General features: G+C 43.8%; 22 protein-coding genes. 6 read left to right on the forward strand and 16 right to left on the reverse strand.

The genetic code is table 11. The features are described from left to right. Positions 1-94: 94 nt before the first annotated feature. The 4 genes from T546_RS0118380 to T546_RS0118395 form a co-directional block, all read right to left on the reverse strand. Complete coding sequence (locus tag T546_RS0118380) at positions 95-1,372, reverse strand: diaminopimelate decarboxylase (protein ID WP_026892886.1); 1,278 nt, start codon at positions 1,370-1,372, stop codon at positions 95-97. Positions 1,373-1,510: 138 nt separating this feature from the next. Then, positions 1,511-2,947: a pyruvate kinase gene (gene pyk / locus T546_RS0118385; RefSeq protein ID WP_026892887.1), complete on the reverse strand. Its 1,437-nt coding sequence runs from the start codon at positions 2,945-2,947 to the stop codon at positions 1,511-1,513. A 15-nt stretch (positions 2,948-2,962) separates the two neighbouring features. Then, positions 2,963-3,811 carry a rhomboid family intramembrane serine protease gene (locus T546_RS0118390; protein WP_024837250.1) on the reverse strand — a complete coding sequence of 283 codons (849 nt, stop codon included), beginning with the start codon at positions 3,809-3,811 and terminating at the stop codon, positions 2,963-2,965. A 24-nt stretch (positions 3,812-3,835) separates the two neighbouring features. Next, complete coding sequence (locus tag T546_RS0118395; protein WP_026892888.1) at positions 3,836-4,777, reverse strand: magnesium transporter CorA family protein; 942 nt, start codon at positions 4,775-4,777, stop codon at positions 3,836-3,838. Between the two features lie 255 nt (positions 4,778-5,032). Here T546_RS0118395 and T546_RS0118400 point away from each other — a divergent pair, with 255 nt between their 5' ends. Continuing rightward, a complete protein-coding gene (locus T546_RS0118400) occupies positions 5,033-9,301 on the forward strand; it encodes a 2-hydroxyacyl-CoA dehydratase (RefSeq protein ID WP_026892889.1) in 4,269 nt (1,422 codons plus the stop codon). A gap of 154 nt (positions 9,302-9,455) precedes the next feature. Here the strand turns inward: T546_RS0118400 and T546_RS24770 are convergent, their stop codons facing one another. Both T546_RS24770 and T546_RS0118410 read right to left on the reverse strand, forming a co-directional pair. Continuing rightward, positions 9,456-10,307 carry a DUF6179 domain-containing protein gene (locus T546_RS24770; RefSeq protein WP_051629963.1) on the reverse strand — a complete coding sequence of 284 codons (852 nt, stop codon included), beginning with the start codon at positions 10,305-10,307 and terminating at the stop codon, positions 9,456-9,458. Then, complete coding sequence (locus tag T546_RS0118410) at positions 10,297-10,752, reverse strand: DUF6323 family protein (RefSeq protein WP_034599873.1); 456 nt, start codon at positions 10,750-10,752, stop codon at positions 10,297-10,299. Before T546_RS0118410 ends, T546_RS24770 begins: the two co-directional genes overlap by 11 nt. Before the next feature lie 389 nt (positions 10,753-11,141). Here T546_RS0118410 and T546_RS0118415 point away from each other — a divergent pair, with 389 nt between their 5' ends. From T546_RS0118415 to T546_RS25115, 3 genes are all read left to right on the forward strand, one after another. Then, a complete protein-coding gene (locus tag T546_RS0118415) occupies positions 11,142-12,569 on the forward strand; it encodes a hypothetical protein (RefSeq protein ID WP_026892891.1) in 1,428 nt (475 codons plus the stop codon). A gap of 122 nt (positions 12,570-12,691) precedes the next feature. Then, on the forward strand, positions 12,692-13,627 hold the full coding sequence (locus T546_RS0118420; protein WP_026892892.1) for a glycoside hydrolase family 43 protein: 936 nt from the start codon (positions 12,692-12,694) through the stop codon (positions 13,625-13,627). Between the two features lie 77 nt (positions 13,628-13,704). Continuing rightward, positions 13,705-13,875: a DUF1540 domain-containing protein gene (locus tag T546_RS25115; RefSeq protein ID WP_084326521.1), complete on the forward strand. Its 171-nt coding sequence runs from the start codon at positions 13,705-13,707 to the stop codon at positions 13,873-13,875. 269 nt (positions 13,876-14,144) lie between these two features. Here the strand turns inward: T546_RS25115 and glyA are convergent, their stop codons facing one another. From glyA to T546_RS0118445, 4 genes are all read right to left on the reverse strand, one after another. Then, positions 14,145-15,395 (reverse strand): serine hydroxymethyltransferase, encoded by a 1,251-nt coding sequence (gene glyA, locus T546_RS0118430; RefSeq protein ID WP_026892893.1) that lies wholly within the window; start codon positions 15,393-15,395, stop codon positions 14,145-14,147. An 85-nt stretch (positions 15,396-15,480) separates the two neighbouring features. Beyond that, positions 15,481-17,199, reverse strand: coding sequence for a single-stranded-DNA-specific exonuclease RecJ (recJ, locus tag T546_RS0118435; RefSeq protein ID WP_026892894.1), 1,719 nt, complete (start codon positions 17,197-17,199; stop codon positions 15,481-15,483). Positions 17,200-17,281: 82 nt separating this feature from the next. After that, positions 17,282-18,034, reverse strand: a complete 753-nt coding sequence (locus tag T546_RS25120) for a M48 family metallopeptidase (protein WP_242842259.1) — start codon at positions 18,032-18,034, stop codon at positions 17,282-17,284. Between the two features lie 229 nt (positions 18,035-18,263). Next, positions 18,264-18,887 (reverse strand): cyclic nucleotide-binding domain-containing protein, encoded by a 624-nt coding sequence (locus T546_RS0118445; RefSeq protein ID WP_026892896.1) that lies wholly within the window; start codon positions 18,885-18,887, stop codon positions 18,264-18,266. A gap of 74 nt (positions 18,888-18,961) precedes the next feature. On the opposite strand from T546_RS0118445, the gene T546_RS0118450 reads away from it, so the two are divergent. Beyond that, complete coding sequence (locus tag T546_RS0118450) at positions 18,962-19,600, forward strand: YczE/YyaS/YitT family protein (protein WP_026892897.1); 639 nt, start codon at positions 18,962-18,964, stop codon at positions 19,598-19,600. A 4-nt stretch (positions 19,601-19,604) separates the two neighbouring features. Continuing rightward, complete coding sequence (locus tag T546_RS0118455) at positions 19,605-20,276, forward strand: YjjG family noncanonical pyrimidine nucleotidase (RefSeq protein WP_026892898.1); 672 nt, start codon at positions 19,605-19,607, stop codon at positions 20,274-20,276. Here the strand turns inward: T546_RS0118455 and T546_RS0118460 are convergent. From T546_RS0118460 to T546_RS0118485, 6 genes are read right to left on the reverse strand one after another with little or no spacing between them, the layout of a single operon-like run. Next, a complete protein-coding gene (locus T546_RS0118460; protein ID WP_026892899.1) occupies positions 20,265-21,122 on the reverse strand; it encodes a serine hydrolase in 858 nt (285 codons plus the stop codon). The genes T546_RS0118455 and T546_RS0118460 overlap by 12 nt on opposite strands. A gap of 33 nt (positions 21,123-21,155) precedes the next feature. Beyond that, the gene (locus T546_RS0118465; RefSeq protein ID WP_026892900.1) at positions 21,156-22,046 is read right to left on the reverse strand and encodes a C40 family peptidase; all 891 of its coding nucleotides are present in this window, start codon (positions 22,044-22,046) and stop codon (positions 21,156-21,158) included. A gap of 28 nt (positions 22,047-22,074) precedes the next feature. Continuing rightward, positions 22,075-23,007, reverse strand: coding sequence for an ATP-binding cassette domain-containing protein (locus tag T546_RS0118470; RefSeq protein ID WP_034599876.1), 933 nt, complete (start codon positions 23,005-23,007; stop codon positions 22,075-22,077). Continuing rightward, positions 23,007-24,059, reverse strand: a complete 1,053-nt coding sequence (locus T546_RS0118475) for an ABC transporter ATP-binding protein (protein ID WP_026892902.1) — start codon at positions 24,057-24,059, stop codon at positions 23,007-23,009. Before T546_RS0118475 ends, T546_RS0118470 begins: the two co-directional genes overlap by 1 nt. Before the next feature lie 16 nt (positions 24,060-24,075). Further along, entirely contained in the window at positions 24,076-25,062 is a 987-nt protein-coding gene (locus T546_RS0118480; RefSeq protein WP_084326523.1) for an ABC transporter permease, read from the reverse strand. Further along, a complete protein-coding gene (locus T546_RS0118485; RefSeq protein WP_026892904.1) occupies positions 25,059-26,000 on the reverse strand; it encodes an ABC transporter permease in 942 nt (313 codons plus the stop codon). Before T546_RS0118485 ends, T546_RS0118480 begins: the two co-directional genes overlap by 4 nt. Positions 26,001-26,636: the final 636 nt, after the last annotated feature.

Below are 26,636 nucleotides of genomic sequence, written 5' to 3' on the forward strand. Positions count from 1 at the left end.
GGCACAGGGATTTTTCTGTTTAAAATCAATAAAAAAAGGTTCCGGCTGGCAAAATGCCTGTTACCGGAACCCATTTTTAGTTATGATCTGTCTATTATAAATCGTACTTTACATCCTTTAAAATATCACAAAAATCGAATGTGGCAAAGTAATCCTTTGGAGTTTCGGCTCTTCGGATCAAGTCAACCTCTCCATTTTCCTTTAAAAGCAGCTCCGCGGATCTTAGCTTTCCATTGTAATTATAGCCCATGGCATATCCGTGGGCTCCTGTATCATGGATAAACAGCAGATCACCCATGGAAATCTCCGGAAGCATCCGGTCAATGGCAAATTTATCGTTATTTTCACAAAGGGAACCGACTACATCATACTTGTGGCTGCATGCTTCCTTCTCTTTTCCCATAACCGTAATGTGATGGTATGCCCCGTACATAGCCGGACGCATAAGATTGACTGCACAGGCATCCACTCCGATGTATTCCTTGTGGGTATGCTTTTCATGAATGGCTTCGGTCACAAGACCGCCGTAAGGTCCCAGCATGAAACGTCCAAGCTCCGTATAGATGGCTACGTCTCCCATGCCCTCCGGAACCAGAATTTCTTCGTAAACCTTTCTTACCCCTTCCCCAATGGCTGAAATATCATTAGGCTCCTGTCCCGGACGATATGGAATACCGATTCCGCCTGACAGATTAATAAAGGTAATATGGGCACCAGTCTCCTCTTTTAACTTCACTGCAAGCTCAAACATTACTTTTGCAAGCAGAGGATAATATTCATTGGTCACAGTGTTGCTGGCTAAAAATGCATGGATGCCAAACTCTTTTGCTCCCTTGCTCTTTAAGATCTTAAACGCTTCAAATATCTGCTCTGTCGTCATTCCATATTTGGAATCCCCAGGATTATCCATGATATCATTGCTGATTTTAAAGATTCCGCCTGGATTGTACCGGCAGCTTATGGTCTCCGGAATGTGGCCGATGGCCTTTTCCAGAAAATCGATGTGGGTGATATCGTCAAGGTTGATGATACCGCCGATCTTATCTGCATACTGGAATTCCTCTGCTGGAGTATCATTGGAAGAGAACATGATATCAGAGCCGGAAAAGCCAATGGCATCGGACATCATAAGTTCTGTCATGGATGAACAGTCTGCCCCGCACCCATAATCCTTTAAGATGTTAAGGATAAACGGATTCGGCGTAGCCTTGACTGCAAAATACTCCCGGTAACCTTTATTCCAGGAAAATGCCTGTTTCAGTTTTTCTGCATTCTCCCTAATTCCCTTTTCATCATAAATATGAAAGGGAGTTGGATATTCTTTCACAATTTCTAATAATTTTTCGTTGGTAACAAATGGTGTCTTTTCCAAAGCTTTCCTCTCCTCTCGTAAGTTAAACTATGCAAAAAGAGCCTTCTCCGGCACTCCTGCTAGTAAGCTACATTGTACCGGGGATAGACTCTTTTGTCCACACTTTTTTTTGTATATTTATTCAAAAATAAAAATCAATTAGTTTACATTTACCACACGCATGATGTTGGTGTGAGCTGCTGCTTCATGCTTTCTCACCGGATTTACGACTCCTGCGGTAACAACTACAGTGTCATTCTCCTTTACAATTCCCTTCTCCTTTAAAAGCTCCATGGAGGAGTAGATCAGCACGTCGGTAGATTCCGCACGCTTTGCATGGAATGGCTTAACCCCCCAGTAAAGCTGCATCTGGCGAAGAGCTGAGGAACTTGGAGATAAACCGATGATCTGGCTTTCCGGTCTCCACTTGGATAACAGTCTTGTGGTGAAACCGCTGATACTTGGTGCTACGATCGCCTTTGCATCTAAGTCGCGGGCAGTAGCAACAGAAGAATAGCAAACCGCATTGGATACGTTATGCTCGTTGGCAAAAGATACTCTCCGCTGACGGAATGCATTGTAATCCAGATGCTTTTCTGTCTCTTCTACGATGGAAGCCATCATAGAAAGAGCCTCAACCGGATATTTACCCATGGCAGTCTCGCCGGAAAGCATAACTGCATCGGTACCGTCGTAAACAGCATTGGCAACGTCAGTTACCTCAGCTCTTGTTGGACGTGGGTTGCGGATCATGGAATCCAGCATCTGAGTAGCAGTAATAACCGGCTTACATGCTACATTACATTTGTCAATGATGCTCTTCTGAACAAATGGTACTTCCTGGGCAGGAATCTCAACACCCATGTCTCCACGGGCAACCATAATTCCATCACTTACTTCAATGATATCATCCAGGTTTTCAATTCCTTCTGCATTCTCAATCTTGGCAATGACTGCCATGTTGGAACCGTTTAAAGCGAGGATATCCTTGATTTCTCTGATGGCATCAGCGGTACGTACAAAGGAAGCTGCAATAAAGTCAAATCCCTGTTCAATACCGAACTGAATGTCCTGCTTATCCTTTTCTGTCAGTGCAGGAAGCTTGATCTTAACGTTAGGCACGTTAACACCCTTTCTCTCTCCCAGCTCTCCTCCATTTACAATGTTGCAATGGATTTCTTTGCCTTTTACATCCAGAACTTCAAGCTCAATTAAGCCGTCATCAATCAGAATGCGGTTTCCTTTTGTAACGTCCTTTGCAAGTCCATCGTAAGTAATATGGCCTCTGGAAGCATCACCGACAATATCTTCCGTTGTTAAAGTATAGGTATCTCCTTCCTTTAACATCACCTTCTTGCCATCTACCAGGACGCCGGTACGGATCTCCGGTCCTTTTGTATCAAGAAGGGCTGCGATCGGCAGATCTAATTCTTCACGAACGCTCTTTAACATATCAAGGCGAGCCTTCTGCTCTTCATAGTCACCATGAGAAAAGTTAAATCTGGCAATATCCATACCATGTAAAGCCAGTGCTTTCATCAATTCGCGGTCATTCGTATTAGGTCCCATTGTGCAAATAATCTTTGTTTTCTTCATTATTATCCTCCGTAACTAGTGGGTCGTATTGCCGGTTGTGGGGTGGTCCGGTTCAACGTGTTTGTGTGTATACAAATGCTCAGAACAATATTCATAATTGCCCTCGCATTTTGAACAATAACGGAATTCCAGGTTGGGTGAATCTTTTTCGGTCCGTCCGCAGACGGCACACTTGTGGTGTGTCCCTCCCTGGGGCATAATTTTCATCTGTTTTTGAAAATTATGTTTTCTTTTGATCTCTTTCGGATTAAACCGGTTTAAATTACGGGTCAATACGAAAAAGAGGATAAAGTTAAATAAAGACATAAATATTGTGACTCTGGTCGCCATATTGCCGGTGATAAACCCATAAAGGAAATATATCCCGTTAAAAATTGCCAGCCATTTGGCTTTCATCGGAATCACGAAAAACAAAAGGAATTCCAGATCCGGAAACGTCGCAGCAAAAGCAAAGAATAGGGAATAGTTTAAATACTCTGTTGTTAAAAACACGGTATCCCCCATAAAAATATATACAACAAGGGCTGCTGCCACATGTCCGATGACTCCCATAAAGAAATAAACGTTAAAACGAAATGCGCCCCAGATCCGTTCCAGATTCTGGCCAAGCATATAGTAAAGATACATGCTGATCAGGTTAAAGAAGATATTAGTGCCTCCAGGGGGGTAAATCAAAAATGTTACAATTCTCCAAACCTGCCCGCTTAAAATCTTCGGTGCATTGAGAGATAGATAATTGACGTAAAATCCAGGTGCAAAAAGCTCCATTAAAAGCCCTACACCATACATCCCAATAATATAGTACATAAGATTGGATATCGCATATTTTCTAAATTTGCGCTCCAAATTGTAAAAAAATTTCATGCCTTCATCCTTTACTTGATTAAACTAGAAGAAATCTTTCTTTGAAAAAATCCATGCTACAATCAGAGTCAGAACCAGCGTAAATCCTAATACGATTTCAAACCCGTGGGGGTGATTGGCAAACGGCATTCCACTGGAATTCACATTCATGCCATAAAAGCTTGCCACCATGGTGGGTATGGACATGACAATGGTAATCGTCGCCAAAAACTTCATTACAATATTTAAGTTATTGGAAATTACAGAGGCAAAGGCATCCATGGTTCCGCTTAAAATGCCGCTGTAGATATTAGCCATCTCGATGGCCTGCTTGTTCTCGACAATGACGTCTTCCAAAAGCTCCGTATCTTCCGGATACTTTTTGATTTTTTCATTGCGCATGAGTTTTTCAAGCACCATCTCATTGGAACGTAAGGATGTGGTAAAGTACACAAGACTCTTCTCCAGTTCCAAAAGCTCGATGAGCTCCCGGTTCTTCGTAGATTTGTGAAGCTTTTCCTCAATCACTCCGCTCTTTTTATCGATGACCCTTAAATACTGAAGGTAAAGCGATGCGTTCTTATAAAGAATCTGTAAAATAAAACGGGTTTTCATATACGTATGGAAATCCCTGACCCGGCCATCCATAAACGCATTTAATACCGTGGTATCTTCCAGACACACCGTAATAATCGCATCATCTGTAGTAATAATGCCCATAGGTATGGTCACATACCAGTCTTTGTCGTTTCGTTCCTCAATGGTGGGAACGTCCACAAGGATCAAGGTGTAATGGTCCTCTGTCTGGATTCGGGAACGCTCTTCCTCGTCAAGAGGAGCTCTTAAATCATCCGGGTCGATCTTATACGTGTTGGCGATTTCCAGGATCTCGGTAGCGGTGGGGTTTGTAAGCGCTATCCAGGAACCTGGAGAAAGCTCGTCTTTCTGCTGAATCAGACCATCCTCAGTCTTATATATCTGTATCATAGCGTTTCCCCCTTCCACTAAAAAAATTAATATGAATCCTATGGCGGACTTTGACTTATACATTATAGAATCCCGATTGATATTTGTCAAACGAAATGAAACCGTATTTTGTGAACTTAAACAAATTTTACTAGTTTTGACATTAAAATAGCATGTTCTGACAATTGTATTATTTCTTATTTTATGTTAAACTGATGTTCGGTGAGCCAGCAACTTACTTTTACACAAAAGGAGGCAGGGGTTAACCCCGCGCATATGATTACATACAACACTCTAGGAATCGATATCGGTTCTACTACGGTTAAAATCGCAATATTAAACGAGAAAAATGAGATTTTATTCTCTGATTATGAACGCCATTTTGCAAATATACAGGAAACACTGGCCGGTCTCTTAAAGAAGGCCTATGATAAACTTGGACCTATGGATCTTCGCCCGGGAATTACAGGCTCCGGCGGTCTGACTTTATCCAAGCATTTAAAGGTCCCCTTTGTTCAGGAGGTCGTAGCAGTCGCTACCTCTCTTAAGGATTATGCCCCACATACAGACGTGGCAATCGAACTTGGGGGAGAAGATGCAAAAATTATCTACTTTTCCGGTGGAATTGACCAGCGTATGAACGGAATCTGCGCCGGCGGTACCGGTTCCTTCATTGATCAGATGGCAGCTCTGTTACAGACCGATGCTTCTGGCCTCAATGAATATGCAGCAAATTATAAGGCAATCTATCCAATTGCTGCCCGATGCGGCGTATTTGCCAAGACGGACATTCAGCCACTCATCAACGAAGGGGCTACCAGGGAAGATTTAGCAGCTTCTATTTTCCAGGCAGTCGTAAACCAGACCATCAGCGGACTGGCTTGCGGAAAGCCGATCAGAGGCCATGTTGCATTCCTGGGAGGCCCTTTGCATTTCCTTCCGGAATTAAAGAAAGCCTTTATCCGCACCTTGAATTTATCCGATGACGAGATCATCGCACCGGATCATTCTCATCTTTTTGCAGCCATCGGTGCGGCTATGAATGCAATCGAAACCAAGGATTCCATGGTTTCCTTAGAGGAAATGATATCCAGACTCTCCACAGGCATCCGCATGGAGTTTGAAGTAAAGAGAATGTCACCTCTCTTTAACAGCAGAGAGGAATATGATTCCTTTATTGCCCGTCACGGCAGCCATTCCGTAAAAAAAGGAGAACTTTCCTCTTATCATGGAAAATGTTTCCTGGGCATTGACGCAGGATCAACGACTACCAAAGCAGCAGTTGTAGGTGAAGACGGAACCCTGTTATACAGCTTCTACAGCAGCAACAACGGAAGCCCTCTTGCAACCGCAGTAAAAGCCATGAAGGAAATAAAAGAACAGCTTACCAGCGACAGTGAGATCGTATGGTCCTGCTCCACTGGATATGGAGAGGCTCTCCTCAAAGCAGCCTTTCTTCTTGACGAGGGCGAGGTTGAGACCATCTCCCACTATCATGCGGCAGCCTTTTTCGAGCCGGAGGTAGACTGTATTTTAGATATTGGCGGTCAGGATATGAAGTGTATCCGCATTAAGAACGGCACCGTGGACAGCGTTCAGTTAAACGAAGCATGTTCTGCCGGATGCGGTTCCTTTATTGAGACCTTTGCCAATTCCTTAAATTACAAGGTCCAGGATTTTGCCACAGAGGCACTTTTTGCAGAGAATCCTACGGATCTTGGAACCAGATGTACCGTATTTATGAATTCCAATGTAAAGCAGGCCCAAAAGGAAGGGGCTGAGGTTTCCGATATTTCTGCGGGCCTTGCCTATTCCGTTATTAAGAATGCTTTATTTAAAGTAATTAAAATCACCTCTCCTTCCGATTTAGGAAAGCACGTGGTGGTTCAGGGCGGTACTTTTTATAACAATGCCGTTCTTCGAAGCTTTGAACAAATATCCGGCTGCCAGGCAGTTCGTCCTGACATTGCAGGAATCATGGGTGCCTTTGGCGCCGCTCTGATTGCAAGAGAGCGTTACGAAGAGTCCCAGAAAACAACCATGTTAAGTCTTGATGAGATTATAAATCTCCACTACGAGACCTCCATGGCACGATGCAGAAAATGTACCAACAACTGTGTCCTCACCGTAAACCGCTTTGACGGCGGACGTAAGTTTATTTCCGGTAACCGTTGTGAACGGGGTCTTGGAAAGGAAAAAGCTTCCGGTGATGTTCCAAACCTCTTTGAATACAAGAACCAGCGCATGTTTGATTATGACCCTCTTACGGAAGAACAGGCAGAGCGCGGCACCATCGGTATTCCAAGAGTACTGAACCTGTATGAGAATTACCCCTTCTGGGCGATTTTCTTCCGGGAACTTAAGTTCCGCACCGTGGTCTCCCCTCAGTCCACCAAAAACATTTATGAGCTGGGAATTGAGTCCATACCAAGCGAATCTGAATGTTACCCGGCAAAACTGGCCCACGGCCACGTGGAATGGCTCATCCGGGAAGGAATTAAGACCATTTTTTACCCCTGCATCCCTTATGAGAGAAATGAGACTCCTGATGCGGGAAACCATTTTAACTGTCCGATCGTCACCTCCTACGCAGAGAACATCAAAAATAACGTAGAAGGTATCCAGACAGAAGGCATACGGTTCTTAAATCCATTTATGGCATTTACCAACGAAGAGGTTTTAACCTCCCGGTTGGTGGAAGTATTTAAAAAAGAGTTCCAGATTTCTGCGTCAGAGATTAAGGACGCCGCTCACGCTGCCTGGGATGAGCTTATGGCTTCACGGGCTGACCTTGAGCGAATGGGAGAAGAGACCCTTTTATGGTTAAAGGAAAATGACCGCCACGGAATCGTTCTGGCCGGTCGCCCCTACCACGTGGATCCTGAGATCAATCACGGAATTCCTGAGCTCATTACCTCCTTTGGCTTTGCAGTTCTTACAGAGGATTCCATCTCCCATCTGGCTGAAATCGAACGGCCTATGATGGTTACCGACCAGTGGATGTACCACACCAGACTATATAAGGCAGCCAGCCTGGTAAAACGGGAGCGGAATCTGGATTTAATTCAGCTTACCTCCTTTGGCTGCGGCTTAGATGCCGTAACCGCAGACCAGGTCAATGATATCCTTACCGGGTCCGGTAAGATCTATACGATTTTAAAGATTGATGAAGTCAACAACTTAGGTGCGGCACGAATCCGAATCCGTTCCCTGATTGCAGCCTTAAAGGTACGTGATAAAGAGCATTATGAGCAGAATGTGGTATCAAGCTCCTATAACCGTGTCATGTTTACCAAGGAGATGAAAGAGGAATACACCATACTTTGTCCTCAGATGTCACCCATTCACTTTGACTTAATTGAACCGGCGATCCGTGCCTTTGGCTATAAGATTGAGGTCCTTCAGAATCATAACCGAACCGCCGTTGATACAGGGCTTAAATACGTTAATAACGATGCCTGCTACCCCTCTCTCATCGTAGTGGGACAGATTATGGATGCGTTATTATCCGGTAATTACGATCTGGACCGTACCGCCATTTTCATGAGCCAGACCGGCGGCGGATGCCGGGCTTCCAACTACATTGGATTTATAAGAAGAGCTTTGGAGCGTTCCGGTATGGGGCAGATTCCTGTTATTTCGGTAAATGCCAACAACATGGAGACCAATCCAGGCTTTAAGATCTCACTGCCTATGCTGACCAAGGCGATGCAGGCTGTGGTGTACGGCGACGTATTCATGAGAGTTGTCTATGCCACAAGACCATATGAGAAGATTCCTGGCTCTGCCAATGCTCTGCATGAAAGATGGAAAGAACGCTGTATCCAGTCTCTTTCTAAAAAGCCAGCAGATATGATAACCTTCTCCCGTAACATCAGGGGAATTATCCGTGACTTTGATAAGCTGGAGCGAAACCCCGGAAAGAAACCGAAGGTGGGCGTGGTTGGAGAGATCCTTGTTAAGTTTTCTCCTCTTGCCAATAACAACATCGTAGAGCTTCTGGAGTCAGAAGGAGCCGAGGCAGTTATGCCTGATTTAATGGATTTCCTTTTATACTGCTTCTATAACAATAACTTCAAGGCTGAGAACCTGGGCGGAAAAAAATCTACCGCTGCTCTCTCTAATATGGGAATCTCTCTCTTGGAATTCTTCCGCAGAACTGCGAAGAAGGAACTGGAAAAGAGCCGTCATTTCACGGCACCTTCCCATATCGGCAATCTGGCAGACATGGCCAAGGACTTCGTTTCCATTGGCAACCAGACAGGGGAAGGCTGGTTCTTAACCGGTGAGATGCTGGAGCTGATTCATACGGGAACCAACAACATCGTATGTACTCAGCCGTTCGGTTGTCTTCCGAACCACATTGTAGGAAAAGGTGTAATCAAGGAGCTTCGGAAAACGTATCCGGATTCCAATATCATAGCCGTTGACTATGACCCGGGTGCAAGTGAAGTAAACCAGTTGAACCGAATTAAGCTGATGCTTTCTACCGCTCAGAAAAATCTTTTAAAAGAGCAGGCATCACCAGAAGCCAGCCATTCATAAGATCTAAAACACGAAGTACCTGCCCTTTTTTCAGGCAGGTACTTTTTTATATCCAGAGACCTTATGATAAATCGATTAAAAACTATGTTATAGTCCCAAAAGATTAGAAACCTCTGGAGCTTTTAACTGGGAAGAGGCACGCTCTCTCCGCCTTTTAATTAACAGCCAGCACGGACTCAAGGTGCCCATGCTCCGCCGCGTTCTTCAGTTCAAAGCTAAAATCAGGAATATCAAGCATCAAATACTTTGCAAGCTCCATATTCCCTGGAGATAAATAATTGATGAGTTTTAGAATACCTTCTTTACAGACTGCCTCTATGGTTTCTCTGGAATTTTCATTTACAAATGCATACACCCGCTTCCGCTCTTTTTCCGTATATCCTCTGGTATTTATTTGTTTTTCAGCGATCCACCCTCCCAAAAGATTTCTTGCTGTAATTGCAGCCAGATTAATAATCAGGTCATCGCAATCCCCGGAGTATGCCTTTAATACGTGTCTTACGTATTCCTCTGGAATAGACTTAAGAAATATTTGTTCCAGATAACCAGAGTTTACATAAACCTTCATTGCATCTGCCCCGCACAAACCTTCTATAGAAGATAGCACCGGATAATCCAGAGTGAGAATGTGATTCTGAGGCTGAAAACGAGGATCATAATAGAGAAAGAAGCCTGGAATTCCTTTTACAAAGGTATCATAATAGCAACGGTTCCCATAGGAAAGAAAATTCCCTATCATTTCATTGTATTGCTTTTGGGTATCCTTTACCTTATTAAGAACCAGCTCATATCCCAGCTGGTAAGCCGTATTTACGTCCATATTATAATCAAAGGCTAATATCTCCTCTCCCTCCGGCTGATGCTCCTCATATTCACGAATGCAGTATAAGATCGCTTCCATAAACTGACTGGCCTTTTCATAGGTAATGGAGGTGCTCTCCTTTGATGTGTATTTTGCTGCAAGCTCCCCCATGAGAGGTAAAATGTCTTCCGTATTAATATTCATCTTCCTCCGCCTCATCATAACAAGCTCCAAACCGTGCTTTTTTCGCCAGTTTTTGAAGTCCTGTATCCTCCATATAATCAAGGGATCCCTGACATGGTCCGTCAAACAGCTCCTTCATTGCCTCCACCAGTTCATCGTCCGTAAATTCATCCAGGGATTCATTTTTATAGAAATAGAATATCTCCTGAAGCCTTGCCAGGGTTTCCACGTAGTTGTCTTGCTGGATATAGGGCGAATCACAAAATGCAAATGCCAGCTTAGGCAAAATCCCTTCCCCAAATTCTACCCGCCGCTCTTTTTTAAGGACCTCACTTCGCTCATTTAATAAAAGTGCGGTATCTTCATCGCTTAATACAAGACCAAATTTAGCCGTATACTCATTTGTTGCCTTTAAAGCTGCTAGCTGTGTATGGTTCATTGCCAAAATCCATTGTTCATCGCCCATAAAAAATCTCCTTCCTCATTTATAAATCCCAAGTTTACTCTTCCCACGGTATAATTACAAGTCTTGAAAAAAAGTCATTTTTGTGGTATTATATATACATGAAAGGCAGGATTTCCTGTCTTTTTTTCTTTAATTTTCCAATCTTTCTTCCAGCCAATAATGACCATACCAGGAGTTTTTACGGTAAAATGGGCATTTCTTCATAACTCTTAAAATCTCCCTATTACCAATAAACGGAAATGTTACAAAATTATTAAATATTTGCTCATTTCTTACGCATTCTTACGCCTTTTTTACTTGGCTTGACCTTGGACCTACTCCATGGTTTAAAGTCACATCATCAGCGAACGACGCTGGAAAACAACAGGAGTTATGAAAGGAGATTGAATATGAGAAAACAGAAACTGAAATGGATTGTACCTTGCGCGGCTGCGCTTTTTACCATAGGTGCCTCAATGACATCTTTCGCCGCTCAGGGATGGACCGAGGAAAACAGTTCTTGGGTTTATTACAACAATGATGGCGATCTTGCCACTGACAGCTGGAAGAAATCTGGAGACAGCTGGTTCTACCTTGATGAGGATGGTCAGATGAAGACCAACGAGCTCATTGAGTCTGATGGTAATTACTACTATGTAAACTCCGTAGGTGCTATGGTAACCAACGAGTGGCGTGAGCTTGCATCTAATGAAGATGATGACAGCGATGATGCTCAGGACACATACTGGTATTACTTCGGAAGCAACGGTAAAGCTTACAAGACAACCACTTCCGGTAAGACAACCTTCAAGTCAGTTAAAGTTGCTAATGGCGATGTTCATGACTATGCATTCGATTCCGAAGGCAGAATGCTCTTTGGCTGGGTAAATGAAGATGCAACTCGTGTGACTGGTGATGATGCATGGAAAGAAGCTACCTATTTCTTAGGCGATGCTAACGACGGTGCAAAAACAACCAACGCATGGAAGTCCATCGAAGTTACCGATGATGACAACACAAAAGAGAACTTTGACGGAAAATACTGGTTCTACTTTGGTTCCAACGGCAAGAAGATGAAGGATACTTCCAAGACCATCAACGGACGTAAGTACCGTTTCAACGAGTACGGTGCTGCTGAATCTGAGTGGTATGAGAAGGCAACTCCTGCATCTGCAAGCAACGGAAGCCAGTATTACAACCTTCCAGAGCAGTCATGGCTTGCTAAGGGCTGGTTCAAGACAGTTCCTAGCGAAACCATCGATGCAGAAGCACATGAGAACGGCGACGAGTACTGGTTCTTTGCTAACTCCAACGGAGATTTAGTAACCAGCCAGATCAAGACCATCAACGGTTTAAGATACGCATTCAACGAAAAAGGTGAAATGCTTAACGGTCTTTACAAACTGTCCTTCGATTCCAGCAGAAACATTACTTCTTACGATGAAATCGAAACAGAGGCTGATTTCCCAGCAGTTGGCGATGAAGGCGAAGTTTACTACTTCGGAAACTCTCCAAAAGAGGGTGCTATGACTACCGGCAAGACCACAATTGATATTGACGGCGAGAAGTACACCTACAACTTCCGTAAATCCGGAAGCAACAAGGGTGCTGGCTACAACGGCATCAACGATGACAGCATCTACATCCAGGGTCGTCTCTTAAAGGCTGACAAGGATGATAAGTACAAAGTCATCGAATTCAATGAGAAAGAATACTTAGTAAATACCAGCGGAAAGCTTGCAAAGAACAAGACTAACATCCAGGATGGCGATGGTAAGTACTACAAGACCAACAGTGACGGAACTGTTAAAGAGTCCAGTTACGACAAAATCAAATAACTAATAGCAATAAAAGCAGCAGCCTTCGGCACTCTCCGGGGCTGCTGCTTTTTATTGCAACAACTTGCATGGCCATTTCACAAGTGCTATGATAAAAAGAAACTATAAAAGTGAGGAAATGTATGAATCAGGCATATTTATTTGTTCATTTTAAAGAAAAAGAAACCCCGGACGGAGAACAGGTATACTTTTCATTAAGCCGTGATGGCTTTCACTGGGAAGAGTTAAACAAAGGCAAACCAATTCTCACCAGTACCATTGGAGAACAGGGCGTCAGAGATTTTACCATCTTACGAAAGGAAGACGGAACTTACCTGATTCTGGCCACTGATTTAAGTCTTGCCAGAAATTTTAAAACAAAATATAAAGGAAGCTGGGACGAAGTCAGCAGACACGGAAGCAGGTCACTGATACTCTGGCAGTCTCCGGATCTGGTTCACTGGTCAGAACCAAGGTTTATTTCCTTTCAGGATGAACCCTTTGGCTGCGTATGGGCACCTGATATTATAAGGGATGAGAAAACAGGAGAATACATCATTCACTGGTCTTCTTCCCATGCCTCAAACAATTATGGCCCTAAGAAAATATATGGTACAAGGACCAGGGACTTTGAGCATTTCACACCTCCGTTCGTACTCTATGAAAGAAACGAAATCGGAATTATCGATTCCGCCATGTATGAAGAAGACGGCAGCTATTATCTTTTCGTAAAAAGCGAGGCAGACCCGGAATCCGTAATTTTATTAAATTCCCATTCCATTACCGGTCCCTTCACTCCTATGAAAGAATTTATAGAAGAGATGAAAAAGCTGGAACAGGGCCAGTACGAAGCCCCTACTGCATTTCGTACCGAAGATGGCCGCTGGTGTCTGTTTTTGGATTTTTATGGAACGATTAAGGAAAAACAGGGTTACGTTCCATTTGTTTCTGATGATATCAAAACCGGCCGTTTTATCAGAAGCGATGAATCCTTTTTCTTTCCCTACGGCTTTAAGCACGGTACTGTGCTGACTCTCACTCCGGAAGAATACAATCGCTTAAAAAATGCCTTTGTTTAAAGAAAAATTTGGCATAATAAAACCCTCTATTCGGTTTACACTAAATATCGTAACAAACAATGAAGGAGGGTTTATCTATGTTAGTAAACGGAATGAATGAATGTATCGCATGTACCATCGACAACTGCGCTTATCACGCAAAAAGAGAGGATTACTGTACCCTTGAAAAAATCAAGGTAGGTACTCATGAAGAAAATCCTACACAAAAAGAATGCACCGATTGTGAATCATTTAAGAACGAGGCATAAAAGCCAGATTTAATTTCCTCCTAAGTGCGTGTTGCAAAACTATTTTTATCATGGTTTTGCAGCACGTTCTTTTTGTTTTAATTGAAGGTAAGGAAATTGCATACTGCTGCATTTATAACAATTTTCATATGTTATAAGCATTCCGCCAGCAGAACTTTTTTATGTAAAATTTGTTTATCTTGTTAGATAAAAAAGAACAGGAGCATTGCTCCAGGTATGAAATCAAATAGATTTCACACCATTTTGCAATACTCCCTTTATTTTTATAATTAAGATTCGTAAAGAGGATATCTATCACAAATCTTTGTTACTTCGCTTCTGATATAATCAGCTTTATTTTCAAAATCCGTAGCAACCAGCCAGATGCATTCCGCGATCTTTTCCATGTCCTCTTCCTTTAAGCCTCTGGAAGTAATCGCCGGAGTTCCGATTCTCACACCTGAGGTGACAAACGGGCTTCTTGGATCATTTGGTACGGAGTTCTTATTTAAGGTCAGATAGACCTCGTCACAGCGGTTCTGAAGCTCTTTACCGGTCACTTCCATGCCTCTTAAGTCGATGAGCATAAGATGGTTATCCGTTCCTTCAGTAAGAATATGGAATCCCTGTTTGATAAGAGCTGCTGCAAGAGCCTTAGCATTCTTAACCACCTGCTCCTGATACGTTGTAAATTCTGGCTTTAAAGCCTCGCCAAAGCAAACTGCCTTACCAGCGATTACGTGCTCTAACGGTCCGCCCTGAATGCCTGGGAAAATAGCTTTGTTAAAGTTAAACTTGTCCGCAGCCTCCTGATTTGCCAGAATAAGTCCGCCTCTCGGTCCGCGAAGAGTCTTATGAGTTGTAGTAGTCACTACATCTGCATATGGAATTGGGCTGGGATGAAGTCCTGCTGCCACAAGTCCGGCAATATGAGCCATATCAACCATTAAGTAAGCGCCGACCTTATCTGCTACCTCACGGAAACGTTTAAAATCAATGACTCTTCCGTAAGCACTGGCACCAGCTACGATTAATTTCGGCTTATGCTCTATAGCAAGCCGCTCCATCTCATCATAATCTAAAAAGCCATCATCCTTGACTCCATAAGGAACAATATTGAAATAAAGACCAGAGAAGTTTACAGGGCTTCCATGAGTCAGATGACCACCGTGGTTTAAGTTCATGCCCATAACGGTATCGCCTGCCTGAAGCATAGCGAGGAACACTGCCATATTGGCCTGTGCGCCAGAGTGAGGCTGAACATTGGCATAGTCGCATCCAAACAGCTTTTTGGCACGCTCTATGGCGATGGTCTCAACAACATCCACTTCCTCACAGCCGCCGTAATAACGCTTTCCTGGATAACCTTCGGCATATTTATTCGTAAGTACGGAGCCCATTGCCATCATGACCGGTTCTGAAACAATATTTTCCGATGCGATCAGCTCTAAATTTCTTCTCTGACGCGCGCACTCTTTTTCAATGGCTTCTCCGACTTCCTTATCGTAGCCGGTAATAAACTTCATTACTTCATTTACCATGTTCATTCCCTCACATTCCTTTTAAAACTGCCACTTTTGTATTTTGGTCGATTATATAGCTACTTGCCAATTATGTCAAGGCTTTCTATGATTCCTTGGCAATCTTATAGTTTTTTATAACGATCTGCAGGGATTTGTTCCCGTTGTACTCATTGACAGCCGGATAATAGATCACATCGATCTTACGGCTGTCTGACAACTCATGAAGAAAAGATTCCCCGTCTGCAAAAAGCAGGCCGTCCATTGGCATTCCTTTCTCAGAGGCGAGAGAGAATTTCACCACATTTCTATTTTTCCCCATCACCCTTACACTTCGGATTGCCAATCCTTTTTGTGCAAACAGGGGCTTTTCATTTCCCTGTCCAAATGGCTCCAAAAGATCCAGCTCTTCAATCAAAGGCTCATTTATGTATTCCAGCGGCATGGGAACATCGATCCAGATCTTTTTAATGAAATCCTCTTCTCCCAGCTTTGCATTTTCATTTAGGCGGCGGCGGAACTCATCCACATTCTCTTTCTTAAGAGACAGCCCTGCTGCCATTGGGTGACCTCCAAACTTTGAAAAGAGCTCCTTTACCTCGACCAGTGCGTCAAACATATGGTACGTCTCAATGGAGCGACCGGAACCCTTTACCCCTTCCTCTCCGTCTGTCAGGACAAAGGCTGGCTTCTGATACTGCTCTCTCAATCGCCCTGCTATGATTCCAGCCAGGGATTCATGACAGGAAGGCAAATATACCACAAGCACCTTATGGTCCGTGTATAAGGCTTCTACCTGCTCTACGGCCTCTTCTGTCCCCTGCCTTGTCATAGTCTTTCTCTGGTCATTTAAATCCTTTAATTCCAGTGCCATGCGGTCCGCTTCCTCTTCACTCTCGCTTAAAAGAAGGGACAGAGCAAGCTTTGCCGTATGAAGACGCCCTCCTGCATTCAGACACGGGCCGATCACAAAGCCAATCTGATAGGCTGTTATATTATTCTCATCCAGATTATTTTTTTCAATCAGCTTTCTAAGACCAAGGCTTTTTGTCTGCCCCATCCGCTTTAAACCTTCCTTTACGATGATCCGGTTCTCATCCTGCAGCTTCATCACATCTCCAACCGTAGCTATGGCGGCAAACTCCAGCATTTCCAGCCATTTCTCCTGGGAAATGGAATATGCTTCATACAGAGCCTGCACCAGCTTATAAGCCACCAGCCCGCCGCAGATTTCCGGATAAGGGTAATGACAGTCCATCTGCTTTGGATTGATAATCGCATCCGCAGGAGGAAGAATCTCCACTCCCTCTTCCTTCATAATGTCATGATGATCCGTAATCAGTACCGTAAGCCCTAACTCCTTGGCAAGACGGATCTGGGCAGTTGCAGCGATTCCATTGTCACAGGTCAAAATGGTATCGATCCCATCCTCAGCCGCCTGACGGATAATGGATTCGTTGATTCCGTAGCCATCCCGGATGCGGTCCGGAATCTCGTAGTCGGCATAAGCCCCAATTTCTTTTAGGGCACGGTATAACAAATAGGTAGAGCAGACTCCGTCAATGTCATAATCCCCTACAATGCGGATTCTTTTTCCCTCACGGACCTTTTCCTTTATAATTGCAACCGTCAATTCCATATCCTTTAACAGATAAGGATTATATAAATCCTTTAATCCGCCTTTTAAATATTTCTCCACGGACTCCGTTCCCACCACGTCCCGGTTTCGTATGATTCTGGCCGTTACCGGAGATATGCCATGGCACTCTGCCATCTCCTGAAAATCAGCCCGTTTCGTCTGTAGCATCCATCTTTCTGCTGCCATGTTTCTTATTCTCCCTGTCAGCCGGAGATTCCCGGCTTTTCTTTCTCTTTCTGTGATCGTAGCAAAATTCGTTAAATAATACCTAGTAAATCCCGAAAAGCTTCTCTCCCCAGTTTGATAACGCCTTTCGTCTCTCTATGTAATCCGGCAGTTCATGAGCCACCACACTCCAAAACTGCCTGGAATGATTCATATGGAAGCGGTGGGCCAGTTCATGGACCACCACATAATCCGCAAGCTCCTCCGGAAGAAGGACAAGCCGCCAGTTAAAATTTAGATTTCCCTTTCCGCTGCAGCTTCCCCAACGGGTGGCCTGATCCCGAATGGCAATTCTTTCGTAATCAACCTTCATCTTACTGGCCCACCATGCCGTCTTTTCTTCCAGATATGTTTTTGCCCGTTTCCGATACCAGAGCTTTAATGCTTCCCTGATTCTTGCTTCATATTCCGGTTCCTCACTTATAGATGTGACAGTGACCAAAATCCCTTCTTTTGTCTCCCGGACAGCATCCTTCTTTTTTAACGGGTCCTCTGATACAAGAAGGAGTACACTGGTTCCAAAAAGCAGAACAGAGGCGCCGTGAACAAAGTGAAATTCCTTCTTCTCACCCAATTTTATATGTATTTTCCACAATTGCTTATAAATCCAGTCCATGTTATCCACAACCAGACGGTGGCCTGCTGCCGCTGAAACATGATAAGGAAGCCTTACTATCACTTCTCCCTCTTTCGTCACTGAAACCGCCATGGTCCGCCGTTTGGAAGCAATCATTTTATAATTGCAGATGCTTCCGTCCTGAAACGTTATACTTCCTGTTTCCATATTTCTTATCACAACCTCAATTTCACCCTAACCTCAATCTATTTATAACATGACTGCCATTTTCAGCATCAGCTTTTCTCCGGATTCCTTCTATCATTGGCCCCGGGCTCTCTAAACACCTTATTATACCATAATATTTAATCTGGTCAAATCTCACGGGTATCCCCAGCCTGCATAAAAAAAGCGGTCAGCTACCCGCCCACCGCCTGACACCCCATCATACTATGCTCACACAACAATCTCACATGCTGCTGTCAGAAATCTCCTTTAACCGCTTCTCATTGAGGATAACATACCCCTTCTCCTTCGCAATCAATCCTTCATTGCAAAATTTCTTCATAACATACAGTACATGGCGGTAGCTGACATTTAAATATTCCGATACATCGGTATGGGACAGATTATATTTCCCTCCCTGCTGATGCTCCAGGATAAAAGACGCCAGTCTCTTTTCCATGGAATAATTTAAGTTTTCACTCATACGGCCGCTTCTTGCCATCAGTTTTTTTGATATATAGGATGCAAAATAAAAGGAAATCAGGGCATCCTCCATACATAACCTTCTTAATTCACGCAAATGGAACTCCAGGCAGACAGTTTCCTCCACCACCTGATTTTCCTTAATATAATCCTCTTCACAAAACAGAGACAATTCACCCAGCCAGCTCCCTCCGCTGGCAAAGTCAAGGATGGACCTTCTTCCGTTTTCATGATCAATGTAAATCTTTACCGTACCTTTTTGAATGAGATAGCATGTCCCAATGGCTTCACCAACCGTAAAAATATGGTCTCCTTTGGTAAAATGCCGTTCCACTCCCAAGGCCCTTAAACGCTCCGGAAAATCGCAAAAACTATCTCCAAACATAAATTATCCCCAATGTGATATTTCTCATATTCAAGCTTACATTCCTATGGTATCATAATCCCGAGGTGAAAACAATGTACAAATCAAACAGCAAACGAGCAATCATATCCATTTTATTTTTTATACTTTTCGGCTTTGGAGTATCTCTTCAATTAAAAGCTTCCATCGGCCAAAGCGTGTTAAACGCTCTCGCAGTAACCCTTTCTTACGGCGTAGATTTAAAGGTGGGCACCATATTAAATGTTATAAACTCCCTGTTCTTTATCACCTATTTACTCCTCAGGCGTACAAAGCTGAATAAGTCCGATGCCATTCAAATCGTAGCTACCATACTAAACGGATACATCATTAATTTCTTCCTGTATCAGGTTTTGGCCTTCTGGAACCCTAACCATTACTATCAAAGAATCATACTCTATTTTACAGGACTGATTTTCGCTTCCATCAGCCTGGGAGGGGTACTGGCCATTGGAATTATTAAATTTCCACTAGAAAGTCTCTGCCTTACCATCAGTGAAAAATACCATCGGGACTTCAGCAAGATCCGCATGGGCTTTGACGTAATATTTTTAGCTGCCACGCTGCTGATTACCTTTCTCATTAAGTCTCCTATGGAAATCCGGGAAGGAACCCTTATCAGCATTCTATTATTGTCTCCTTTACTAGGAATATGCTATAATTACTATACTAAAATTTTCAGCCTGGAGGAATGATCCCATGTATGAGATATACTTACTTGATTTAGACAACACGTTACTAGACTTTGACGCCGCTGAAACAAATAGCTTTCATACTCTCTTAAAATCTTATGAGATCCCTTATGAGGAGGAGCTATTTACTCAATATAAAAAAATCAACAAAAATTTCTGGTCTCTATTGGAGCAGGGAAAGGTAGACAAGGATACCGTCCGGACCGGTCGTTTCAAGGAATTTTTCGGTTCCTTACAAATGTCCGTTGATGCCGAGGAAGCGGAAATGAGATTTCAAAGCTACTTAAGCGACGGCGCAGAGATGATGCCCCACGCCAAGGAAACTCTTGTCCGCTTAAAAGAATCCGGCAAAAAAATATATTCCGCCTCAAACGGAGTATACGAAACCCAGATCAAGCGTTTGCAGACCGCAGGCCTATACCATTTCTTTGAAGACATGTTCGTATCAGAAAAAATAGGCTTTGAAAAGCCAGATAGAAATTTCTTTGATTACTGTTTTGAACATATCAGGGACTTTGATCCATCTAAAACCATTATGGTGGGAGACAGTCTCACATCAGACATTCAGGGCGCTTTAAATTCCGGCATTGATTCCTGCCTGTACGCACCGAAAGGAGGCAGTCAGACGGCAAAAGCCACCCACACCATTACAGACTTAAATGAACTTCTATCCCTTTAGGGCAGGGTAAAATCTCCCCTCCAGGGCCAGATACTGATCTAACATCAACCGGCTTACCCTTGCACCGAACATGGTGGCAGAATGAGCCGGATAATACATGGCATCGGAAAACTCTTTATGAAACATGACGATAACGTAAGGTCCATAAGGAGTAAATACGATGCCTCCATCATTTCTGCACGCATCCATGCTGCCACTTTTGGAGGCAACGGTTATCAGAACATCGTCTGTATTATCGCTGTCCATAAAATATGGAGGAAAATCCTTCGTAATCATGGATTGATACTGCTGCTTCTTTAATATCTCAAGCATCTGTCTGTCAGCTTCCGGACTTATGAGTTCTCCCTTCACCAACCGCACAAAGATACTGGCATAATCCCTTGGGGTACTGGTCCCAAGTCTCTCATACTGGTCAAAATGAATGGGATTATGCAGCACCGTATCCATGGAACCAAGTCTCCTGATACATTGGTTAATCCTATCTAATCCCAGGTAGTCGATCATCATATTGGTGGCAACGTTATCGCTGACAATCATCATAAAGGTGGCGGCATCCTTAACCCGCAGGAGAGCACCAGGCTCTAATGTCCCCAGCACACCGCTTCCATCCACCCAGTGCTCCTTCTTATATTCAATCTGATCCTCCAGACAAGCCCTTCCCTTCTCCGCTTCCCAAAACAGACAGGCCAATATCCATGTCTTAATGGCACTGGCTGTTTCAAAGGTCTCATCCGCCTTAATCTGGATCACAGTCCCACGAAGATCATCGAGATAGATTCCCATGACTCCATCATAGCTTTTAATCTCCGCTTCAATCCTCTTCTCCAAGGTAAGCCTTACATCCATAGTACCCTCCCTTTTCATCCCTGACAGTAAATACTAAAATATACTTCCTGATGCATACCAGCTTTCTTCCAAATCTGCCCGGTAATACGGGGAAGCCGGGTCAAAGCTGTTAATCACAACACCGCTGTTTCCTACCTTAGCCGTGGCGTGGATATAAGCACAATCTCCTAAATACATGGCAATATGACCGGGAAAATACATGAGATCGCCAGGAAGCATAGCGTTCTTTGGTATTTCATGAACCGGAAACCCTTCTTCTATCCTGGCATCCCGGTAAATCAGGATTCCATTTAACAAATAGCTTTCCGAAGTGAGACCGGAGCAGTCCAGCCCAAGGGTAGACCTCCCTCCCCATCTATACTGGGTCCCCATATATTCCAGGGCAGTTTCCGTTACTGACCTTCGAAAATCCATCTCATCCACAATTTCACTCTGAGGAAGGATTTCCGTCCACAGATAGGACTGGGAAAATTCCTTTTCCCTTAAATACTGATCTCTTATGTATCCAATCTCACCGGATAGAAGCTCTGCTTTCACCCAGCCCTCTTTTTCCGAATCAGGACCAAGTACCTTTATGAGAGCTCCTTTTGCCAGGCTGGCAAGCCGTACCCCCTGGACTTTGGGAATAGAAAGAACATCTACATACCTTCCGTTCACCACCATGAGCCTGCTATCTTCATAGGCTTTCATCTCTTCCAGGCTAAGAAGGAACAACTCATCCTGTTTTACAAACCCGGGATATGCATAAAAGGTAACAACCGGATAAAACCCATTGATCGGCTCTCCTGTAATCCTTATCCCCATTCCGTAAAGAAGCTCATCTCCAATGGCCGAGATTGTCTCTCTGGCCTTATTCTTCTTCGTTTCCTCCGGTTTATCCCATAAGGTAACCACTGGCAACAAAGCCACTCCATACTGCTTCATGAATAACCTCCCTAAGAGTTTCTTTTCTCTATCCTTCGTACATCCTCTTATATTCTCCTGCTTCCTTCCGGTTTGCAAGGACATAATGGCCAGGCCGTATCTCCTGCCAAAATGGCTTATCCTCCCCGTATTCATGCACAGACGGATCGTAAATAAGAAGCTTTTTCTCCTTTTCCCGCCTAGGGTCCGGCATAGGAATGGCCGAAAGAAGAGCTCTTGTATATGGATGCATGGCGTGAGTGACCAGCTCCTCAGTTTCTGCCATCTCCACAATCTCCCCTTTCCGGATCACTGCAATCCGGTTCGTAATAAACCGCATGACAGATAAATCATGGGCAATAAAAAGATAGGTAATCTGCCGTTTCTTCTGCATATCTGCCAGCAAGTTTATAATCTGTGCCCTGATAGAAACATCCAGTGCGGAAATAGGTTCATCAGCCACGATAAATTCCGGATTCATAATCAAAGCCCTGGCAATTCCGATACGCTGTCTCTGGCCCCCGGAAAATTCATGGGGAAAGCGGCAGGCAAATTCAGGGAGAAGACCTACATCCTTTAAAGCCTGCTGCACCTTATTTTTCCGTTCCATTTCATCCATCCCTTTTTCCAGATTTAAAAGCCCCTCGCTGACAATATAGTCCACCTTGGCCCTTTCATTTAAGGAGGCTAAAGGATCCTGAAATATCATCTGGATTTCCCTCATCACTCTCTGGTCCAGCTCCGGCAGAATAGGGCCGTTAATTTTTTCTCCTTTATAAAGAATGTCTCCGCCTGAGGTCTTTATGATGCGCATGATCGCCCTGCCAATGGTAGTTTTTCCAGAACCCGATTCTCCTACCAGCCCGAAGGTCTCTCCCTTATATATTTTAAAGTTTACATTTTTTACCGCATCATACTTTTTCCGGTGCTCTCCAAAGGTCACATTTAAATTCTTTACATCCAATAATACTTCCCGTTCCATCAGAACAGACCTCCCTTTCTGATTTTCTCAACAATTGGCGGCAGAGATACCTTCGGCGCCCTGGGATCCAGGAGCCAGGTTTTCGCTTTATGGGTAGATGATACCTCAAAATAGGGAGGCCGTCTTATAAAATCAATGTTAAGCGCCCGTGGATTTCTGGGAGCAAAAGCGTCTCCCTCGATTTCCGCATAAAGGCTTTTCGGTGTCCCCGGTATGGAAAAAAGCTCACTCCCCTTCTGTCCCGCCTGAGGCAAGGAGGACAAAAGTGCCCAGGTATAAGGATGCCTTGGATCATAAAATATCTCCTCACAGGTCCCAATCTCAACAATATCCCCAGCATACATGACAGCCACCCGGTCAGCAATATTAGCAACCACCCCAAGATCATGAGTAATAAGAATAACAGAAAGCTGATACTTATGTCGCAGCTCCTTTAACAGATCAAGAATCTGGGCCTGAATGGTCACATCAAGTGCTGTCGTAGGCTCATCACAGATCAGAACTTTTGGATTGCAGGCAATGGCGATGGCAATCACCACTCTTTGCCTCATTCCTCCTGAAAATTCATGGGGATACTGCTCGAATCTCTTTACCGGCTCCTGAATTCCCACATCCTCTAAATACTGTATGGTCCTTTTAATGGCCTCCATACGCCCCACGCCTTGATGAAGCAGGACTGCCTCCATAATCTGGCTTCCAATGGTTTTTAAGGGGTTTAAACTGGTCATAGGGTCCTGCATGATCATGGCAATCTCCCGGCCTCTGATCCGTCTCCAGTCTTTTTCTTTACGAATGGCAGTCAGATCCATGATCCTTTCCTCTTCCCCGCCATAGTAAAAAATACTTCCTCCAGACACATATCCATTTTTATCTAACAGCCCCATAAATGATTTGGTAAATACCGATTTACCGCTTCCCGATTCTCCCACAATGGCAAGAACCTCTCCCCGATACAGCTCCATAGAAACCTCACGGACCGCATGAAGCACCTTCCCCCTTAACTCAAATCGAATATCTAAATCCCTGACCTCTAACATCATTTCACGTTCCATACCATACCATACCTCCTTATACGTGATTTTTCGGATCAGCCGCATCAGAGAAGGCATTGCCGATGATATAAAATGAAATGGTAACAAAAGATAGGATAATGGTAGGATAAACCAGCTGATACCGAAGTGCCGCACTGGTAATCAGCACTCTTCCCTCATTGATGAGATTTCCAAGGCTTGGAATATCCACAGGAAGCCCCAGCCCAATATAGGTGATAAACACCTCATTTCCAATGGCAGCAGGAATGGTAAGAGCCATACGCAGCATGATGACTGATACGAGATAAGGCAGCAGGTTCTTTACAATGATTCTACCCGTTGGCGTTCCAAGACACCGGCTGGCCACATTATAATCCCGATCCCGGATAATGAGAATCTGATTCCGTATAAACCGCGCCATCTGAATCCACCCGGTCAGACACATGGCAAATACAAGGGTCTCTACACTTGGCTTTAATATGTAGGAAATCAATATAAGAATAATCGTATTTGGGATATTGTCAATGATATTATAAATCTCCGTCAGTATGAAATCCACCTTCCTGACATACCCCCAGACAACCCCTACGGAAATGCCGATCACAGCTTCTGCAAGAGCCACCAGAATTCCAATGAGAAGAGAGGTCCTGGTGCCTGCCCAGATTCTTGCCCACAGATCCTGCCCAATGGAATTGGTCCCAAGAATAAATATCTTGCCAGGAGGCACGTTCCGATACTGCATCCCATTGGCATCATTTAATATTTTATTAGGATCATACTGCCCCGGCAAATAAGGCTGAACAAAAGTAAATAGAAGAAGGAGAATCAAAAGCAGCAAAAGAACCACTGCCCCCCGGTTCTTAAAAAATGCCAGTATGGTACTGTTCCAATAGGAATAATTGCTGTATCCCCCTCTCTCCGCTTCTTCTTCCTGAAACTCTGCAAAAGAAAACAGATCCGATTCTTCCATGTGCTTCATCAGCTGTTTTTCCTTCGTATGGCGGTAAGAAAACTGCTTCATCATCTGTCACCTTCTTTCCTTCCAAGGCTGATCCTGGGATCCAGCATGACCATAAGAACGTCCCCTAACAAAAGCCCTAACACGCCAACACAGGCATACAGAAGCACAATTCCCTGAACCATGTTATTGTCATGCTTTTTAATCACCTGAACCAAAAGCCCTCCCATTCCAGGAATGCTGTATAAGGACTCAATGTAAATAGACCCAATCACCGTATTTAAAAATGCCGTAGGTATGTACTGAACCAAAGGAACAAAGGCATTCCGGAAAATATGCTTAAACATAATCTCCCCCTCTGACAATCCCTTAGCCTTTGCAAGCTTCACATAATCCCTGTTACTTTCATCCACCATATAACGCCTCAGCCACATGCCGTAAAATGCAATATTTCCAAGAGACATGGAAAAAACAGGAAGAATCCAGTATTTGGGCTCCTCCATCTTAAACAGCAGCCCCACCTGTAAAAAGTTGGTTCCATAAAGCTGAAGATACAGATAATACACCGCAGCCGGCACTGCCTGTATGCATACAATAAACAAAGTACCAAGACGGTCCGGCCAGCGATACTGATACCTTGCCATCACCGCCCCCAAAGGAAGCCCTATGAAAAGAGAAAGGACCATAGACCATAGACCAAGCTTAATGGAGACAGGCACCTTATCCGCCAGCACATCCGCAACCGGAACATTGGCCCGATAAATTCTGGATACCCCAAGATCCCCATGAAGCAGATCTCCAAAAAAGCGGACAATCTGTACCGGAAGCGGATCAGAAAGCCCCATCTCCTTAAGCCCCACCTGAATTTGCTGGGGCGTCATCTTATCAAAGTTCTGAAAATATCCCTCTATCGGCATAAAACGAAGCAGGCAGAACACAACCGTTAAAATCACCGCCAGGGTAAGAAAGGAACGTGCAATACGCTTTGCTAAATACTTTACCATCAGCTTCCAGTCTCCTTTGTCCTTAAAATAAAAATACTCTCTGAAAAAGACATAAAAACCATACCTCTCTTTCAGACGGTATTATTCCGCCGGACCAAAACACGTTTCGGTCCGGCGTATGAATTATTCATCACTAATTCTATTGCTCTAAGTTTCTTTGAATTATCTATCGCTCCGCTGTTTCTCTGTTACTCTGTTTCGCTGCTTTTCTGTTTCTCTGTTTCTCTGCTTTTCTGTTTCTTTACTTTTCTATTTATCCACTTTTCTGTTTCTCTTCTTTTCTATTTCTCCGCTTCTCTTTTTCTACGCTTCTATCTCTTCTCTTTCTACGCTTCTCTTTCTATGCTTCTCTCTTTCTACGCTTCTCTTTCTATGCTTCTCTCTTTCTACGCTTCTCTCTTTCTACGCTTCTCTCTTTCTACGCTTCTCTTTCTACGCTTCTCTCTTTCTACGCTTCTCTTTTTCTTCGCTTCCTTTTTTCTTCGCTTCTTTTTTTCTTCGCTTCTTTTTTTCTTCTATCTATGCTCTTCTCTATATCCTTTTCTTAGTTAACATAATTTATTCTTACTTTTCATTCGCCTCCCTGTTCGCCTTATACTCCTCCATAGAAACATAATGATCCAACAGATGCTGTCC

This window comes from [Clostridium] aerotolerans DSM 5434 (assembly GCF_000687555.1).
In the GTDB taxonomy this organism is placed as follows: domain Bacteria; phylum Bacillota; class Clostridia; order Lachnospirales; family Lachnospiraceae; genus Lacrimispora; species Lacrimispora aerotolerans.

Coding starts and splice junctions, on each gene's coding strand:
- T546_RS0118390 (WP_024837250.1), bottom strand. CDS start 3,811: ATGAAATTTTTTTACAATTTGGAGCGCAAATTTAGAAAATATGCGATA.
- T546_RS25115 (WP_084326521.1), top strand. CDS start 13,705: ATGTTAGTAAACGGAATGAATGAATGTATCGCATGTACCATCGACAAC.
- T546_RS0118455 (WP_026892898.1), top strand. CDS start 19,605: ATGTATGAGATATACTTACTTGATTTAGACAACACGTTACTAGACTTT.
- T546_RS0118420 (WP_026892892.1), top strand. CDS start 12,692: ATGAATCAGGCATATTTATTTGTTCATTTTAAAGAAAAAGAAACCCCG.
- T546_RS0118400 (WP_026892889.1), top strand. CDS start 5,033: ATGATTACATACAACACTCTAGGAATCGATATCGGTTCTACTACGGTT.
- T546_RS0118465 (WP_026892900.1), bottom strand. CDS start 22,046: ATGAAGCAGTATGGAGTGGCTTTGTTGCCAGTGGTTACCTTATGGGAT.
- glyA (WP_026892893.1), bottom strand. CDS start 15,395: ATGGTAAATGAAGTAATGAAGTTTATTACCGGCTACGATAAGGAAGTC.
- recJ (WP_026892894.1), bottom strand. CDS start 17,199: ATGGCAGCAGAAAGATGGATGCTACAGACGAAACGGGCTGATTTTCAG.
- T546_RS0118480 (WP_084326523.1), bottom strand. CDS start 25,062: ATGATGAAGCAGTTTTCTTACCGCCATACGAAGGAAAAACAGCTGATG.
- T546_RS0118460 (WP_026892899.1), bottom strand. CDS start 21,122: ATGGATGTAAGGCTTACCTTGGAGAAGAGGATTGAAGCGGAGATTAAA.
- T546_RS0118395 (WP_026892888.1), bottom strand. CDS start 4,777: ATGATACAGATATATAAGACTGAGGATGGTCTGATTCAGCAGAAAGAC.
- T546_RS0118410 (WP_034599873.1), bottom strand. CDS start 10,752: ATGGGCGATGAACAATGGATTTTGGCAATGAACCATACACAGCTAGCA.
- T546_RS0118470 (WP_034599876.1), bottom strand. CDS start 23,007: ATGGAACGGGAAGTATTATTGGATGTAAAGAATTTAAATGTGACCTTT.
- T546_RS0118450 (WP_026892897.1), top strand. CDS start 18,962: ATGTACAAATCAAACAGCAAACGAGCAATCATATCCATTTTATTTTTT.
- T546_RS0118445 (WP_026892896.1), bottom strand. CDS start 18,887: ATGTTTGGAGATAGTTTTTGCGATTTTCCGGAGCGTTTAAGGGCCTTG.
- pyk (WP_026892887.1), bottom strand. CDS start 2,947: ATGAAGAAAACAAAGATTATTTGCACAATGGGACCTAATACGAATGAC.
- T546_RS0118485 (WP_026892904.1), bottom strand. CDS start 26,000: ATGGTAAAGTATTTAGCAAAGCGTATTGCACGTTCCTTTCTTACCCTG.
- T546_RS0118415 (WP_026892891.1), top strand. CDS start 11,142: ATGAGAAAACAGAAACTGAAATGGATTGTACCTTGCGCGGCTGCGCTT.
- T546_RS0118475 (WP_026892902.1), bottom strand. CDS start 24,059: ATGGAACGTGAAATGATGTTAGAGGTCAGGGATTTAGATATTCGATTT.
- T546_RS24770 (WP_051629963.1), bottom strand. CDS start 10,307: ATGAATATTAATACGGAAGACATTTTACCTCTCATGGGGGAGCTTGCA.